This is a genomic window from Methanobrevibacter sp. (assembly GCF_017410345.1).
GTDB lineage: Archaea > Methanobacteriota > Methanobacteria > Methanobacteriales > Methanobacteriaceae > Methanobrevibacter.
Genome location: NZ_JAFQQZ010000005.1, coordinates 29,173 through 43,173 on the forward strand (window position 1 = coordinate 29,173; position 14,001 = coordinate 43,173).

The 14,001-nt window shown below is 35.7% G+C and carries 14 protein-coding genes; 4 read left to right on the forward strand and 10 right to left on the reverse strand.

What is annotated here, in order from left to right:
- Window positions 1-9: 9 nt before the first annotated feature.
- Complete coding sequence (gene lysA, locus IJE13_RS00545; RefSeq protein ID WP_292775794.1) at window positions 10-1,293, reverse strand: diaminopimelate decarboxylase; 1,284 nt, start codon at window positions 1,291-1,293, stop codon at window positions 10-12.
- A 237-nt stretch (window positions 1,294-1,530) separates the two neighbouring features.
- Between lysA and IJE13_RS00550 the strand changes: the two genes are divergently transcribed.
- Complete coding sequence (locus IJE13_RS00550; RefSeq protein WP_292775796.1) at window positions 1,531-1,968, forward strand: NUDIX domain-containing protein; 438 nt, start codon at window positions 1,531-1,533, stop codon at window positions 1,966-1,968.
- A gap of 80 nt (window positions 1,969-2,048) precedes the next feature.
- Here the strand turns inward: IJE13_RS00550 and IJE13_RS00555 are convergent, their stop codons facing one another.
- The 4 genes from IJE13_RS00555 to IJE13_RS00570 all read right to left on the reverse strand — a co-directional run bounded on the left by IJE13_RS00555 (window position 2,049) and on the right by IJE13_RS00570 (window position 5,269).
- Window positions 2,049-2,645 carry an HXXEE domain-containing protein gene (locus IJE13_RS00555; protein WP_292775798.1) on the reverse strand — a complete coding sequence of 199 codons (597 nt, stop codon included), beginning with the start codon at window positions 2,643-2,645 and terminating at the stop codon, window positions 2,049-2,051.
- Window positions 2,646-2,738: 93 nt separating this feature from the next.
- Window positions 2,739-3,197, reverse strand: coding sequence for a MarR family winged helix-turn-helix transcriptional regulator (locus tag IJE13_RS00560; protein ID WP_292775800.1), 459 nt, complete (start codon window positions 3,195-3,197; stop codon window positions 2,739-2,741).
- Window positions 3,198-3,440: 243 nt separating this feature from the next.
- Window positions 3,441-4,589 (reverse strand): aldo/keto reductase, encoded by a 1,149-nt coding sequence (locus IJE13_RS00565; protein WP_292775802.1) that lies wholly within the window; start codon window positions 4,587-4,589, stop codon window positions 3,441-3,443.
- A gap of 38 nt (window positions 4,590-4,627) precedes the next feature.
- Entirely contained in the window at window positions 4,628-5,269 is a 642-nt protein-coding gene (locus IJE13_RS00570) for a DUF6198 family protein (RefSeq protein WP_292775804.1), read from the reverse strand.
- Between the two features lie 197 nt (window positions 5,270-5,466).
- Here IJE13_RS00570 and IJE13_RS00575 point away from each other — a divergent pair, with 197 nt between their 5' ends.
- Window positions 5,467-7,629, forward strand: coding sequence for a hypothetical protein (locus tag IJE13_RS00575; RefSeq protein WP_292775807.1), 2,163 nt, complete (start codon window positions 5,467-5,469; stop codon window positions 7,627-7,629).
- A 178-nt stretch (window positions 7,630-7,807) separates the two neighbouring features.
- On the opposite strand, the gene IJE13_RS00580 is transcribed toward IJE13_RS00575, so the two are convergent.
- The 3 genes from IJE13_RS00580 to IJE13_RS00590 form a co-directional block, all read right to left on the reverse strand.
- A complete protein-coding gene (locus tag IJE13_RS00580) occupies window positions 7,808-8,620 on the reverse strand; it encodes an ABC transporter ATP-binding protein (RefSeq protein ID WP_292775809.1) in 813 nt (270 codons plus the stop codon).
- An 8-nt stretch (window positions 8,621-8,628) separates the two neighbouring features.
- Window positions 8,629-9,708 (reverse strand): FtsX-like permease family protein, encoded by a 1,080-nt coding sequence (locus tag IJE13_RS00585; protein ID WP_292775812.1) that lies wholly within the window; start codon window positions 9,706-9,708, stop codon window positions 8,629-8,631.
- 226 nt (window positions 9,709-9,934) lie between these two features.
- A complete protein-coding gene (locus IJE13_RS00590) occupies window positions 9,935-11,110 on the reverse strand; it encodes an aspartate aminotransferase family protein (protein ID WP_292775814.1) in 1,176 nt (391 codons plus the stop codon).
- A gap of 219 nt (window positions 11,111-11,329) precedes the next feature.
- Between IJE13_RS00590 and IJE13_RS00595 the strand changes: the two genes are divergently transcribed.
- The gene (locus IJE13_RS00595) at window positions 11,330-12,373 is read left to right on the forward strand and encodes an aldo/keto reductase (RefSeq protein ID WP_292775816.1); all 1,044 of its coding nucleotides are present in this window, start codon (window positions 11,330-11,332) and stop codon (window positions 12,371-12,373) included.
- A 91-nt stretch (window positions 12,374-12,464) separates the two neighbouring features.
- Here IJE13_RS00595 and IJE13_RS00600 read toward each other — a convergent pair whose 3' ends face one another.
- Both IJE13_RS00600 and IJE13_RS00605 read right to left on the reverse strand, forming a co-directional pair.
- Window positions 12,465-12,737 carry a hypothetical protein gene (locus IJE13_RS00600; protein ID WP_292775818.1) on the reverse strand — a complete coding sequence of 91 codons (273 nt, stop codon included), beginning with the start codon at window positions 12,735-12,737 and terminating at the stop codon, window positions 12,465-12,467.
- 1 nt (window position 12,738) lies between these two features.
- Window positions 12,739-13,014 carry a hypothetical protein gene (locus tag IJE13_RS00605; protein ID WP_292775821.1) on the reverse strand — a complete coding sequence of 92 codons (276 nt, stop codon included), beginning with the start codon at window positions 13,012-13,014 and terminating at the stop codon, window positions 12,739-12,741.
- A gap of 219 nt (window positions 13,015-13,233) precedes the next feature.
- Between IJE13_RS00605 and IJE13_RS00610 the strand changes: the two genes are divergently transcribed.
- Window positions 13,234-13,662 carry a peptidylprolyl isomerase gene (locus IJE13_RS00610; protein ID WP_292775824.1) on the forward strand — a complete coding sequence of 143 codons (429 nt, stop codon included), beginning with the start codon at window positions 13,234-13,236 and terminating at the stop codon, window positions 13,660-13,662.
- Window positions 13,663-14,001 lie beyond the last annotated feature (339 nt).

The following is a 14,001-nucleotide window of genomic DNA, read 5'->3' on the forward strand; positions in this document are numbered from 1 at the left end:
TTATTTTAACTATTTTAAGTGTTCTGGAACAGATTGTTTTTCAAAGATATCATCAAAGGTTTGCGCTTCACGGATTACGAAAGATTCTCCGTTTTTAACAAGAATCTCTGCTGGAAGAGGTCTGGAATTGTAATTGGATGCCATGGTAAAACCGTATGCACCAGCATTCAATATTCCTAAAATGTCCCCTTCTTCAATGTCTGGAAGAGGTCTGTCTCTTGCAAAGAGGTCTCCGGATTCACATACGTTTCCTGCAACATCTACAGTTTGGGTTGGCTCTTCGTTCATTTTGTTAGCAACTACAATGTGATGATATGACTCATACATAGCAGGTCTGAGCAAAGTGTTGAATCCAGCATCTACACCGATGAATTTTCTGTAGCTTTCCTTTACGCTGTTTACTTCAACCAATATTACAGAAGCATCCCCTACAATGTATCTTCCAGGTTCAAGGTATAAGGTAGGTTCTCCCATATCAAACTCGTCAAGTTTTTCTTTGAACAATTTTACGTTTTCTTCAGCGAAATGCTCTAAATCCAATAATTCCTCATCTGGAGTGTATGGAATTCCTACTCCACCCCCGAAGTCAATGAATTCAAAGTCAATTCCAGCTTCCTGGTGAACTTTACCAGCGATGTTCATGGTAGATTCAATAGCTAATTTGAATGGTTCAGGATCAAGGATTCCGGAACCGATGTGGGAATGCATACCTACAGGTTCAAATCCTAATTCCTTAGCCAATTTGTAGATTTCTACAGCTTCGGTTTCCATAATACCAAATTTACTCATTTCCCCCCCTGTAATACAGTGGCCGTGGTGACCCGCACCAACCATAGGGTTTACCCTAAATGAGATTTTCTTGCCGTTAGGATCAATGCTTTCTGCAAGTCTTTTAAGTGCTGAGACAGAGTCAATGTTCAAAATAACATCTTCACTGTTTACATAATCCATTTCATCGTTTCTGATATTGTTACCTGTGAAAAGAATTCTGTCTCCAGAGAATCCCATTTTTTTACATATGTAAACCTCTCCAGGAGATACTGCATCAATACAGCATCCTTCCTCTTCAAGGATTTTGAGAACAGCTATGTTAGTGTTTGCTTTACAAGCATAAAACACTTTGAATTTTGGATAAAATTTAGTGAAAGCATTATAGAATCTGTTATAGTTATCCCTTACTCTTTCTTCATCAATTACATAGATAGGAGTGCCATACTGTTCAACAAGATCACAAGCATCAGCACCGCCAATATCCAAATGGCCTTTATCATTTGTTTTTATATTTAAATCCATTTTAATCCTCCGAGAAAAAAATTTTAATCACGAATAATTATCTGATAATAATCAAAAATAAGTTTTCAATAAATATCTATTTAAACTAATATATAAAATTATTTAAGGAACTAGATTGTCCGACTCAAAAAAATGTGACATTTTATTAATGAAATGAAATCATATAGAATAGTAGGAAATAAAACTTTTTAAAATAAAAAACTAAATACAATGATAAAAATTAGGAGAGGTGATGGAATGAGCAATAAAAGAGATTGGGGATTGACTGTAAGAGGAATAGTTAGAAAAGAAGATAAGATATTGATACTCAGAAGGCATCCAAGTTCAAGAAACAATCCTCAAAAATATGAGCTTCCAGGAGGCAAGGTGGATCCTGGCGAGTTCTTTGATGAAGCTTTGATTAGGGAATTCAAGGAAGAGACAAATCTTGATGTAAATATATTAAGCTTATTTGAGGTAGTGCAAGATGAATTCATAAGCCGCAGAACAAACAGGCCTATTAGCACTCTTCAAATTATGATGAATCTTGAAATTATTGATGGAGAGCTTCAAATAAGCTCAGAACATGACGATTTTAAATGGGCAAGTATGGAAGAACTAAAAGAACTTTATGATGGTGATTTGGTAACTCCTACTTTAAGAAAAACCCTAGAAAAAAGAAATTTTAAGATATGAAAAATTTTAAGATATAAAATAATAAAATAATTAAAAAAAGAAATTTTGAGGTGGAAAAATAAAAACATTATTTTATATTTCTATCCTCTAACTCTTTTTATGACTTCTTTTATGCTTAATCCAAATTGCTTATACACTTGAGAACCTAAAATCATAAAACTGATTATAAACAAAATAATACCAATTAAATAATCAAGCGGACCTGCAAGACCATATTTATTCAATTGAATTATGGAGTATATTGCAGCAATTGCCATTATCCATGCTGTAAGCAATCCTGGAGTATATGGCTTGTCCAATTTATGAATCTTTATTCCTGCAGTATGAATAAATGCCTCAAAGATTGATAAGACAATTGTCATGATGAAGAAAAATACAATATTGTCAAATATGTATCCGAGAGCCAAATAAGCCAATAAGAATAAAAATACGCATAAATTAGCGCTTCCCACATCAAAATCATTTATATCCACTTTCAACTTTTTTAGCATTAGCTTATGAAAGCCTCCCGGCCAGTACTTTTCTTCAACCTCATGTAAAATGAAAAGCACACCGAAGAGATTCATTAATTTTCTCACTATTGAAATGCTATCCCAGTTTAAAAAATCATATATTGTCATAATTGCAACCAATGCAATAAGAATATAAAGATTATATTTTTTTAGAAAATCTATCATGCTTTCCCTCCAATAAATTTTTAATATTTTAAAAAATTATTCTTTTTTTAAAATTAATCCAGTTTTTTAAATTTAATCATTTATCCCTCTAAATTAATAATAATTCCTGACGGATTCTATTGCTAAAATACCTAAAATTTCATTAAACTTCCTTTTTTCATCTTCACTTAAAACCTTGAATAAACTGTTGCACCAATCCTCTTCAAGATGAAGTGTTTTTTCCCTGATTTCAAAACCTTTGGAAGATAGGGATATTAATCTTCTTGTCTTATTCTTTTGATCAATGCTTCGAATAATAAATCCTTTTTTCTCTAAATTCTTTAATGTCCTTGCAACTACAGGTTCTGAAACTAAAAAAAGATTGGATAAATCCTTTTGAGTAAGCTCCCCATTTTGTTCACCTATTCTAATGATATAAGGCAACTCTGAAGGATTGACATTTGTTCCTTCCAGCTTATCTTCAAAGAATTTGGTGTGCCACTTAATGATCATGTTCAATGCAGGAAATGCAGGAACCGTGTCAAAATTTTCAAATATCTCCAATAAATCCATAAAATCACTATAAATTATTAATTTTAGATATGATTAAAATAAAACTTATCATGATAAGTTTAATTATAATTAAGTGAATAATGATATTTAAATATTTTGATAATGGGAAAATTAAAAAGCTTTTCTATAAAAAAAATAAAAAATTAGGAAACAGAATATAATAAAAATAAAAATGCATACAAAAGAGATGAAAAGAAGATTAAAAAAATAATAAAAAGAAAAAAAGAAGAGAATGTAAAATGATTAGATATTAAATAGCCTTTCGGCTTTGGCCATTACATCCGCTATCTTTACATTGAATGGGCATCTGGCCTCACATTCCTCGCAGCCGGTACAATCGCTTGCATTATAGGATAAATTATTGTAATGCTCACGAATGCTATCTGGAACCTTTTCCTGATTTTTGGCAAGGTCATACAATTTGTTTACCATAGCAATATTTATTTCTGCAGCGCATGGCTGACAATGGCCGCAATAGGTGCATTGCCCTTCAAATGAATGGTTAGGAGCATTCCTTAAAACTTCTCTAAAGTCCTTCTCTTCTTCTGTTGCATCACAGTAGCCAATAGCTTCCATAAGCTCATCAGGATTCTTTACTCCAACAAATATGCTGCAAACCCCATCTTGGGAAAGTGCATAATGAATGCATTGAATAGGACTTAATGCAACTCCAAATGGAGATGTCTCAGCAGACAAAAGGTTGCCTCCTGCAAATCCCTTCATTACTGTAAGTGCAGTTCCAGTCTCCTTGCATAAACTGTAGAGTTCTGCCCTTTGAGGGTTAAGACCTTCCATATCCTCATTGTACATTTCATCATTTCTATAATCCTCAATGTTGTCTGTAGGCTCGAACATGTCAAATGCAGGATTGATTGAAAACATCAGAAGCTCTATTTCAGGGTTCAATGCTGCAAGCCTTCCAATTTCAGGGTTATGGGTAGAAAGTCCAATGTGATCGATTGTTCCATCCCTTTTAAGCTTTCTTACATATTCAATGAACTCGCCATTCATTATCTCTTCATAATCAGCCATTTCATCAACATAATGGATCATTCCGAAATCCAATCTGTCGATTTGAAACCTTTCCATAAAGTCTTCAAATGCAGGAACTACCTTATCCATTTCACGGGTTCTCACATACTGCTCGTTTTGCCATGTAGAACCAATATGTCCCTGAATGATCCATCTCTCGCGAGTATCCTTTATGGCTTGGCCTAAATTGGAACGTACTCCAGGCTCGCTCATCCAGCAGTCAAGGAAGTTTATTCCATTTGCTTCACAGATTCTGATCAGTTCCTCTGCATCTTCATAAGGCCTTTCAACTAAAAATTCAGCACCAAATGCCACTTCTGACACTTCTAAACCTGTGTTACCTAATTTTCTGTATTTCATGATAATAATCTCCAAACAATTAAAACGGGATTATAATATTAGCTAATCAAAGCCTCAACATAGGGATTGAAATGGTTTTGAAGAACCTTTACTATAGGTCCAATGATTAGAGCTGAGATGATGGTTCCTTCACGGACTCCAGCCAGGTAGCCTAAAAATACTACAGACAAAATCGCTGCTGTAAGAACCAGACTTGTGTCAAAGAAAGGCTTAACCTTTGGAAACTCCTTCTTTAAAACCTTTGAGATTGCCACTATTATTCCATCCGGAGGAAGATAGACGACTTCTGTCTGAACCTCCAGCATGACACCGAATGCAACAACCACACAGCTCAATAGAAGTGTGGCAAATTGGCTTAAGTAATCTGCAGGATTCAGGAAAGTGACCAGCATCATTGAAAAGTCTATGGAAAGGGAGAATATTGTTCCCACGATTATTTGAAGGTACTGTCTCCTTTCAAATCCGCTTCTAAGAAGGATTATCTGAACGGCTATGAAGAGGACATTGAAGATCAGACAGACTGTCCCAACACTCATTTTCAAAATCAAGCTTGAAACATATGGAAGGCAGATGATAGGAGATGTCCCCAGGTTTGCCTTGATAGATATTGCTGCCCCCAATGATATGAAAAACAGTGAAATCAAATAAATGACATATCTTGAAATCTTCTTTATCTGCATGATATTAGTTTTGACTTGAAGGATTAAATAATTTACTGAAATTATTAACTAATGCTGAAAATTTAGTTTAAGAATGTTTTGAATAATTTTTAATTAATTTGTAAAGTATTGAACATTTTTTAATTATTTAGTAAGGATTATATAAGGATTATAATATATATCTTATTAAGGGGGAAAGGTATGGAGGGAAAATTAGAATGTTGAATAAAAAGATTATATTTATGGCAATACTGCTTATCAGTTTGCTGAGCCTATCTGCAGTCAGCGCTGCAGATGATGCCGCAACCGATATTGCAAGTGCAGGTGATGATGCTATCATAGAGGAAAGCATCACCGAAGACGTTTCTAATGAAGAACCTATATTAGAAGAAAGTGATGAGATAGCTTTAGACAGTGCTGATGATGAAACATTAGGCGTGCCAGCACCTAAACAATTCCAAGCTTTGGATAAAGCAATTAATGGAAATGATGACTCTCTTATCACTTTAAACGAAACTTATCTTAATTATAATGATGTAATTGAACAAGGCGTTACCATTGCTAAAAATTGTACCATCGATGGTACTGGCCATACATTAACCGGATATGGAAATGGACGTGTTTTCATAATTCCAGATTATGTTGTTGTTACATTGAAGAACATTAACTTTGAGAGGGGTACCACAACCGGATCTGGTGGAGCAATTTACGTTAGTATGTACGGACAATGTACTATAATAGACTGTAACTTCACTGAAAATTATGCAAGCCAATATGGTGGAGCAATCGGATCCGAAAACATAGCCGGTTGTACTGCAATAAACTGTATATTCACAAACAATACTGCAGAAGAATATTCCGGAGCATTAGACTTTGGTACTGCAATAAACTGTACATTCACAGAAAACAAGGCAAATGGAGAAAATGGAATGGCTGGAGCAATGTATGGTTATGCATACAACTGTACATTCACAGAAAACAATGCAGCCCTATCTGGTGGAGCAATCTTCGGTGATGCATACGACTGTAACTTCACAGGCAATATAGCTGGAAAATCCGGTGGAGCAATATACGGTGGTGATGCTACCAATTGTACATTTACCCGTAATTCAGCATGGTATGACGGTGGCGCTATCTATGAGGGTAATGCTATCAATTGTACATTCGCTAACAATTATGCAGATGCATCTGGTGGTGCTATTTGTAATGGTGATGCTACCAATTGTACATTTACCCGTAATACAGCATGGTATGGTAACGGTGGAGGTATTTATAATGGTACTGCTGTGAACTGTAATTTCAGTAATTGTTATTCAGATAGTTGTGGCGGAGCATTAGCTTCTGGTAATGCTATCAATTGTACTTTCACTAACAACAATGCAGATGCATCTGGTGGTGCTATCTATGAGGGTAATGCAACCAATTGTATTTTCAGCGGTAATGGAGCAAGGGCCAGTGGAAGTGCAGGTGTAAACGCTGGTGATGCTATTTGTAAGGGTTCTGCAGACAGCTGTATCTTCAATGGAGATACTTGTCTTGATACAGAAATCTATTTGCCTACTTTAAATCCGGGTAATTTCATATCCACTTACAATGATGGTAAAAAATTAGATTTCAACTTCACAGCAAACAGTGGCATGCCAATATCAACAAATATTAAAATTGATGTATATAAAGCTACTGGAGAATTTGTTAAAACTTATAATGTTTTAAGTGGCAGTGGCTGGAAAGTTCCTCTTGGTGCAGGAACTTACGTTGCTTATTATAATGCAACAGACTTTGATATTGATAATTTTAAAGGAGTAATAGTAATAAACAAGGCAAAAACTGCTATTACAACTAAAGCAATTACTGCAACCTACAATGTAAACAAATACTTGACTATTACATTAAAAGACAGCAATGGCAAAGCATTAAGCGGAGTCAAAGTCACTGTAACCATAGGCACTGCAAAAACATACAAAACCGACAAAAATGGTCAAATAAAAATCAATGTAGCTAACAAAGTGCCAAAAACCTACACAGTGAAAATCAAATATGCTGGAAACGCTAACTATATAGCATCCTCAAAATCTGTTAAGGTTGTAGTCAAGAAAGCTACTCCAAAGATGACTGCAAGTGCAAAAACCTTTAAAGTTAAAGTAGCAACCAAAAAGTACACAATTACTTTGAAAAACAATAAGAACAAAGTAATGAAAAACACTAAAGTTACTATAACAATCAATAAGAAAACCTTTACTGCTAAAACCAACAGCAAAGGTGTAGCTACCTTCAAGATCACCAACTTGAAGAAAAAAGGAAAATACACTGCAACCATCAAATACGCTGGTAGCAAATACTACAAAGCATTAAGCAAAAAAGCTACAATAACTGTAAATTAAATTTAAAATAAGAAGAGTTTATTTATTAAACTCTTTTTTCTCTTTTTTTATTCTAATTAAAAAAATAGCTAAGTAACACTCTTTTTTGAAAAGAAAAATTGAAAATAGCTAAATACTCTTTTTAAAAAAATTAAAAAATAATTAATTTTACTTATAAAAAAATAGAATAGGTAAATTACTAATAATTATACCTATCTTCAATAATCTGACCGTCTTTTATCTGAATTGTTCTCTCTGCCAGATTGGCAATGCCATTATCGTGAGTGACAATGATCAAAGTCACATTATATCTCTCATGCATTTCCATAAGCAGATTCAAAATCATCTCTCCAGTCTTGGAATCAAGGGAACCTGTTGGCTCATCTGCCAGAATGATGGAAGGGTTGTTCACCAGTGCCCTTGCAATGGCTACCCTTTGACGTTGGCCTCCAGACAATTTATTAGGCCTTTGCTTTTTCTTGTCCTCCAATCCTACAGCGGAAATGATCTCATCTACTCTCCTTTTCATATCCTTATTTGACATATCAGTTGCCAACAAGGGAATCTGAACATTGTCTGAAACAGACAGGTTAGGAATAAGGTTATGCAATTGGAAAACGAACCCAATTCTTTCCTTTCTGAAATCGCTTAAGTCCTTTTCCCTTACAAGGTCTATGCCGTCAATGAAAATCTTTCCTATGGTAGGCTTGTCCAAAGCACCGAGCATATTGAGAAGTGTGGATTTTCCAGAACCTGAAGGACCAATAATGGAAACGAATTCACCTTCAAAGATATCCACATTTATGCCATTCAATGCTTTAACGGATCCGTTGTCATACTCTTTTACTACATCGAATAAGCTGATTAATGGCTCTTCATAATAATATTCATCATCATCCTCTTCGACATATGTATCGTTGTAGATGTATTCATCATCTTCAGAGACTTCAGGATAGATGTATTCATCATCACTGACAGAATGTTCAGGATAAATATATTCGTTGTCTTCCATAAAATCACCTATTCGTACCTCAATGCCTCTGTTGGAGCAAGTTTGGATGCCTTATATGCAGGATAGATTCCACCTATTATACCTACAATGATTGTGATTCCAAATGCAAGTATGAATGTCTTTGGAGAGTATCCCAATGCAAAGTTCTCAACATTGAACAGCCTGAGACCCACTTCAGGTATCAATATTCCAAATATTGAACCGACTATGCCTGATATGGTTGTCAGTACCAAGGTTTCACCTAGAATCATGGTGAGAATCTTTCTTGATTTCCATCCAACTGACTTCAACACTCCAATTTCCTTTGTCCTTTCATAGACTGACATGACCATTGTGTTTATGATTCCAATGGCTCCCACAATGATTGCAAGTGCTGAAACGGCAAGGGTGGCAGTATCCAATATTCCTAAAACATTTCCTGCTATTGAAGACATCTCCTCGCTTGTTATGGCCATGAAGTCATCATAGTCCTCTTCAATCTTATCTGAAATCTCGGTGTCGTTGACATCCTCGCCGGTTTTGACAATGACACTTGAAACCTTATCCGTATCAGTGATGTTCTGCAATGTGTCCAATGGGACAAAGATGCCGCTGTCTACAAATGAGCTGCCTGTCTCAAAGATTCCCACAACATTGAACTCCCTGTTCTGTATTGTTATGTTGTCCCCTTTGCTGACATTGTTCAGTTCAGCATACTGGGCTCCTATGATGGCATCCCTTGAGCCATTTTCATATACATCGCCATCAACATCCTTGATGCCGACCATATAAAGCTTATCCGGATCCAGTCCAAGGATATTTGTAAAGCTCCTTCCAGAGTCCGAATCCTGCGACATCAGCCGATCCATATCCATTTCAGTTGCCGTAAGCTCGCCGGCAGCATCAATCACACCAGACCTATTCCTTATTTCATCAACAACTTCCGTGCTTATCATTCCTGCATTGGTCCCGACAGTACTGGAATTGCTGACTGTTATCTCAGCTGCAACATCATTAAGGGAGGTTTGAACCGAATCCTCCATTCCAGTAGTGATAAGACCTAAAGCAACAATGGTTGTAATCCCTATTGCAATTCCAATAATGGACAATGCACTTCGGGTCTTGTTCCTAAATGGGTTCTTTAAAATTAATGTGATAAATCTTATGTTAACATCCCCTTTTAATCAATTATTATTTAAATCCATCTTAAATGTTAAACTTAACTAAAATTTTTTAAAAACAGCTGAAAAATAAGGATAAAAAAGGGGAATATGAAAAGTTAAAAAAAAAGAAAAAACATCCTCAAAGGAGGATAATAAAAAAAGAAAAAATAATTTAAAGGGAAGCGAAGACTTTGTCCAATGCTTCCACAAGGGCATCGATTTCCCCTTCCTTGACTACAAGAGGAGGAGCAAATCTCAATACATTTCCGGCAGTGCAGTTGATAAGGAATCCTTCCTCAAGCATCTTGCCGACTATGTCCGCTCCCTCGAAGTCAAGTTCCACACCAACCAAAAGGCCAGCTCCTCTCACATCTTTAATGAAATCATACTTTCCTTTCAATGGAACTAATTTTGCTAAGAAGTATTCTCCCATAGCCTTACTGTGCTCTACTATTCCTTCCTCTTCAAATGCATCGAAGACTGCATTTGCTGCAGCACCTGCAAGTGGGCTTCCTGCAAAGGTAGTACCATGGTCACCAGGTACAAATCCTCCAGCCACTTCTTCAGTAGCCAGGAATGCAGCCATTGGGAATCCTCCACCGATACCTTTTGCTACAGTCATTATGTCAGGCTCAAGGCCGAAGAGTTCATGGGCAAACAAAGCGCCGCATCTTCCAAATCCTGATTGGACCTCATCTGCAATGATAAGAACTCCCTTTTCCTTGCATAAGTCATTCAATCCTTTGTAGAATTCCGCATCTGCAACATGAACTCCACCTTCACCTTGTACAGGCTCGATGATGATTGCTGCAGTGTCTTCAGTTATTGCCTCTTTAATTGAATCCAAATTGCCGAATTCAACTTTCTTGAATCCTTTTGGCAAGTTTTCCACATAAGGTGCGCTGTATTCTGGGTGATCGGTTACGGATAATGTCAAGATGGTCCTTCCGTGGAAAGAGTCACCGCAGTACAATACCTCATGCTTTCCGCTGTACTTTATTGCAAGCTTGATTGCACCTTCATTGGCTTCAGCACCGGAGTTTGCAAAGAACATTCTGTCAAACTTGGTAGCATCAACCAATTTCTTGGCATAGACTGTTGCAGGTTCGTTGTAGTAAATGCTTGAAACGTGAATCAATTTGGCCGCTTGGTCTTGAATTGCCTTGACAAGCTTAGGATGTCCGTGGCCTAAGCAGTTTACGGCAATTCCTGCCAAAAAGTCCAAATACTCTTTACCGTCAATGTCCCATACCTTGACACCTTCTCCATGGTCAAGCACTATTGGGACTCTGTTGAATGTATTAATGAAATATTTATCTTCAATATCAATGATTTCCTGTGTGTTCATAAATAAAAACTCCTTAATGATATGATAATTCTTATTAATTGAATAAAATAATCTAATTAAGTTGATTTTTAGATTAAATCAATTTTAACACAATTATATTTATAGTTTATAATATAAAAAAATAATTAAAGATTGATGATTTGGATTTATGAATTATAAAATAAATTTAAAATAATTAGTGATTAAGAATTATTTAAAAAAACATTTGGATTGATTTATATGGCTAAAATAATACTCGGTAAGACAGGCCTTGAAATAGAAAAGAATGGTTTTGGAGCATTGCCTATTCAAAGAGACAGCTTTGATGAGACTGCGGAGATAGTCAGAAAGGCATATGCCAATGGAATAAACTTCTATGACACTGCAAGGGCTTATACAGACAGTGAAGAAAAGCTAAACTATGCTTTCAAAGGATTCAACGAAGAGTATCCGAGGGAAAGCATCATAATAGCCAGCAAGACTCAAGGAGAGAACAGAAAGGACATAGAAAAGGACATCAAGGTAAGCCTTGACAATCTTGGAACAGATTACATTGACCTTTACCAAATTCACAACCCATCATTCTGTCCGACAGAAGGGGACGGAAGCGGAGCATACGATGCATTGTTCGACCTTTACGATGAGGGAATAATAAGACATATAGGATTCACTTCACACAAATTTGAAATAGCTGAAGAGGCCATAAAATGTGGATTGTACGAAACCATCCAATTCCCATTCTCATACCTGACAGGACCTAAGGAATTGGCTATCGTTGAGATGGCAAGGGCAAACAATCTAGGATTCATTGCAATGAAGGCAATGAGCGGAGGACTGATTGGAAGCTCCAAGGCAGCTTATGCATATATCAATAGCTTTGAGAATGTAGTCCCTATCTGGGGAGTTCAAAGGATGTCCGAGCTTGATGAATTCCTATCTTACATGAAGGAAGAACCTCAATTAGACAAGGAATTGGAAGAGATCATCAAAAGGGAAAGAGAGGAATTGGGAGGTGACTTCTGCAGAGGCTGCGGATACTGCATGCCATGCCCTGAGGGAATTGAAGTGTTCCAATGCGCTAGAATGTCACTATGGATCAGGAGATTCCCATCTGCACCAAGCCTTACACCAGAATCCCAAGAGAAAATGAAAAAGATTGAGGACTGTACAGAGTGCAGACAATGTGTCAGCAAATGCCCATATGAATTGGACATTCCAGAATTGTTGAAGAAAAACTATGAAGATTATAAAAAGATCCTATCCGGCGAGATAAAGGTTGATTAAAAATCATGACAAAATAGGATTTAAGATAAAAAATAAAAATAAAAAAAGAAGTAGAAAATCAAAAGAAAAAAAAAGAAATGAAAAAGAGAATTTAAATAATAATCCCAAATGCTTCAAGCATTGCCTGCATACCTAATAGTATAATGGCCACTCCACCGATTATCTCAATGTAATCTGCATATTTGATTGCAGCCTTTGTTCCATAGGTTCCAATCAATAACCATGCAATTACAGCTATAAGGCTTAATATAAGCAAGGTAAGTGGATCCACTCCTGCAACAGCTCCTTGAGAGGATAGGATAAGGTTCTCAATGTTACCGAAAATAAGCAATCCACTGAATGGGGCATAATCCTTTAGATTCATATTATGCACCTCTTATATTGTTTATAGCTTCATAAACCGCTTGAATACCTAAAATGAATATTGCAAGACCGCCAATAAATCCGATGACATTGGCATATTGTATTGCTGCATCAGTAAGGACAGTTCCGAGTATGAACCATAGGATAACGACTAAAACACTTAATCCTCCGAGAATCTTTGGATCTGCTCCCTCAACCACACCTTGAGAAGACAATATTAAATTCTCAATGTTTCCAAAAATGATTAACGCCATAAAAGGCATGTATTGTTCCAACATGATTCTTATTTATATGCTTAGTGATATTAATAACTTTATAAAAATAAGAGATGATTTTTAGAAATACTGGCTTTTTTAATTTTTAGGAAATGGCTAAAAAATTCCAAAAAATAATTTTAAATATTAGGTGAAATAAATTATAAATAGTATTTTTTAAAAGATGTTTTTAACAAAACTAAAAAATAACTGTTCATTGAAAAGCAAATTAAAGTGATTATAATGAAAAAGGCAATTATTGAAACCGAAAAAGGAGATATCGTATTGGAATTATTCCCAAATGAAGCTCCTGGAACTGTAGCAAACTTTGAAAAATTAGCTAAAGAAGGATTTTACGATGGATTGACCTTCCACAGAGTAATTCCTAACTTTGTGATTCAAGGAGGATGTCCTATCGGAAACGGTACCGGTGGACCAGGATACACAATCAAATGTGAAACCGAAGGAAACCCTCACAAGCATGGAACCGGAGCATTATCCATGGCACATGCAGGTAAGGACACCGGTGGAAGCCAATTCTTCATCACCCACAGTCCGCAACCACACTTAGACGGTGTTCACACAGTATTCGGACAAGTTATCGAAGGTATGGATGTTGTAAACGCTATCCGTCCTGGAGATAAAATGTTAAAAGTTACTGTTCAAGGCTAAAAATAAAATTAAAGAGTTTTAAACTCTTCTTTTTTCTTTTTTTAATAATCTAATTCACACATTTGACTAATTTTAATGCAATAGCTTAATTAAATTAAATTCTTATTTAAAGTAATTTATTGAAATTATAGAAAAATAAATCTCATTTTAAGTAAAAAAAAAAATTATAAAAAATAATATTTTTAATCATAGTCTGAATCTTCATCATCTTCAAATATACAACCGCATTCCATACATCGATAGCTTCCATCATCCATTTCAAAACAAATGGGACACCAACAAGCTGGACACACTGGCATAAATATCACCTGATTAATTTTTAAAATAATAATTAAAAAA

Coding starts and splice junctions, on each gene's coding strand:
- IJE13_RS00610 (WP_292775824.1), top strand. CDS start 13,234: ATGAAAAAGGCAATTATTGAAACCGAAAAAGGAGATATCGTATTGGAA.
- lysA (WP_292775794.1), bottom strand. CDS start 1,293: ATGGATTTAAATATAAAAACAAATGATAAAGGCCATTTGGATATTGGC.
- IJE13_RS00575 (WP_292775807.1), top strand. CDS start 5,467: ATGTTGAATAAAAAGATTATATTTATGGCAATACTGCTTATCAGTTTG.
- IJE13_RS00595 (WP_292775816.1), top strand. CDS start 11,330: ATGGCTAAAATAATACTCGGTAAGACAGGCCTTGAAATAGAAAAGAAT.
- IJE13_RS00590 (WP_292775814.1), bottom strand. CDS start 11,110: ATGAACACACAGGAAATCATTGATATTGAAGATAAATATTTCATTAAT.
- IJE13_RS00550 (WP_292775796.1), top strand. CDS start 1,531: ATGAGCAATAAAAGAGATTGGGGATTGACTGTAAGAGGAATAGTTAGA.
- IJE13_RS00580 (WP_292775809.1), bottom strand. CDS start 8,620: ATGGAAGACAACGAATATATTTATCCTGAACATTCTGTCAGTGATGAT.
- IJE13_RS00605 (WP_292775821.1), bottom strand. CDS start 13,014: ATGTTGGAACAATACATGCCTTTTATGGCGTTAATCATTTTTGGAAAC.
- IJE13_RS00555 (WP_292775798.1), bottom strand. CDS start 2,645: ATGATAGATTTTCTAAAAAAATATAATCTTTATATTCTTATTGCATTG.
- IJE13_RS00570 (WP_292775804.1), bottom strand. CDS start 5,269: ATGCAGATAAAGAAGATTTCAAGATATGTCATTTATTTGATTTCACTG.
- IJE13_RS00600 (WP_292775818.1), bottom strand. CDS start 12,737: ATGAATCTAAAGGATTATGCCCCATTCAGTGGATTGCTTATTTTCGGT.
- IJE13_RS00560 (WP_292775800.1), bottom strand. CDS start 3,197: ATGGATTTATTGGAGATATTTGAAAATTTTGACACGGTTCCTGCATTT.
- IJE13_RS00565 (WP_292775802.1), bottom strand. CDS start 4,589: ATGAAATACAGAAAATTAGGTAACACAGGTTTAGAAGTGTCAGAAGTG.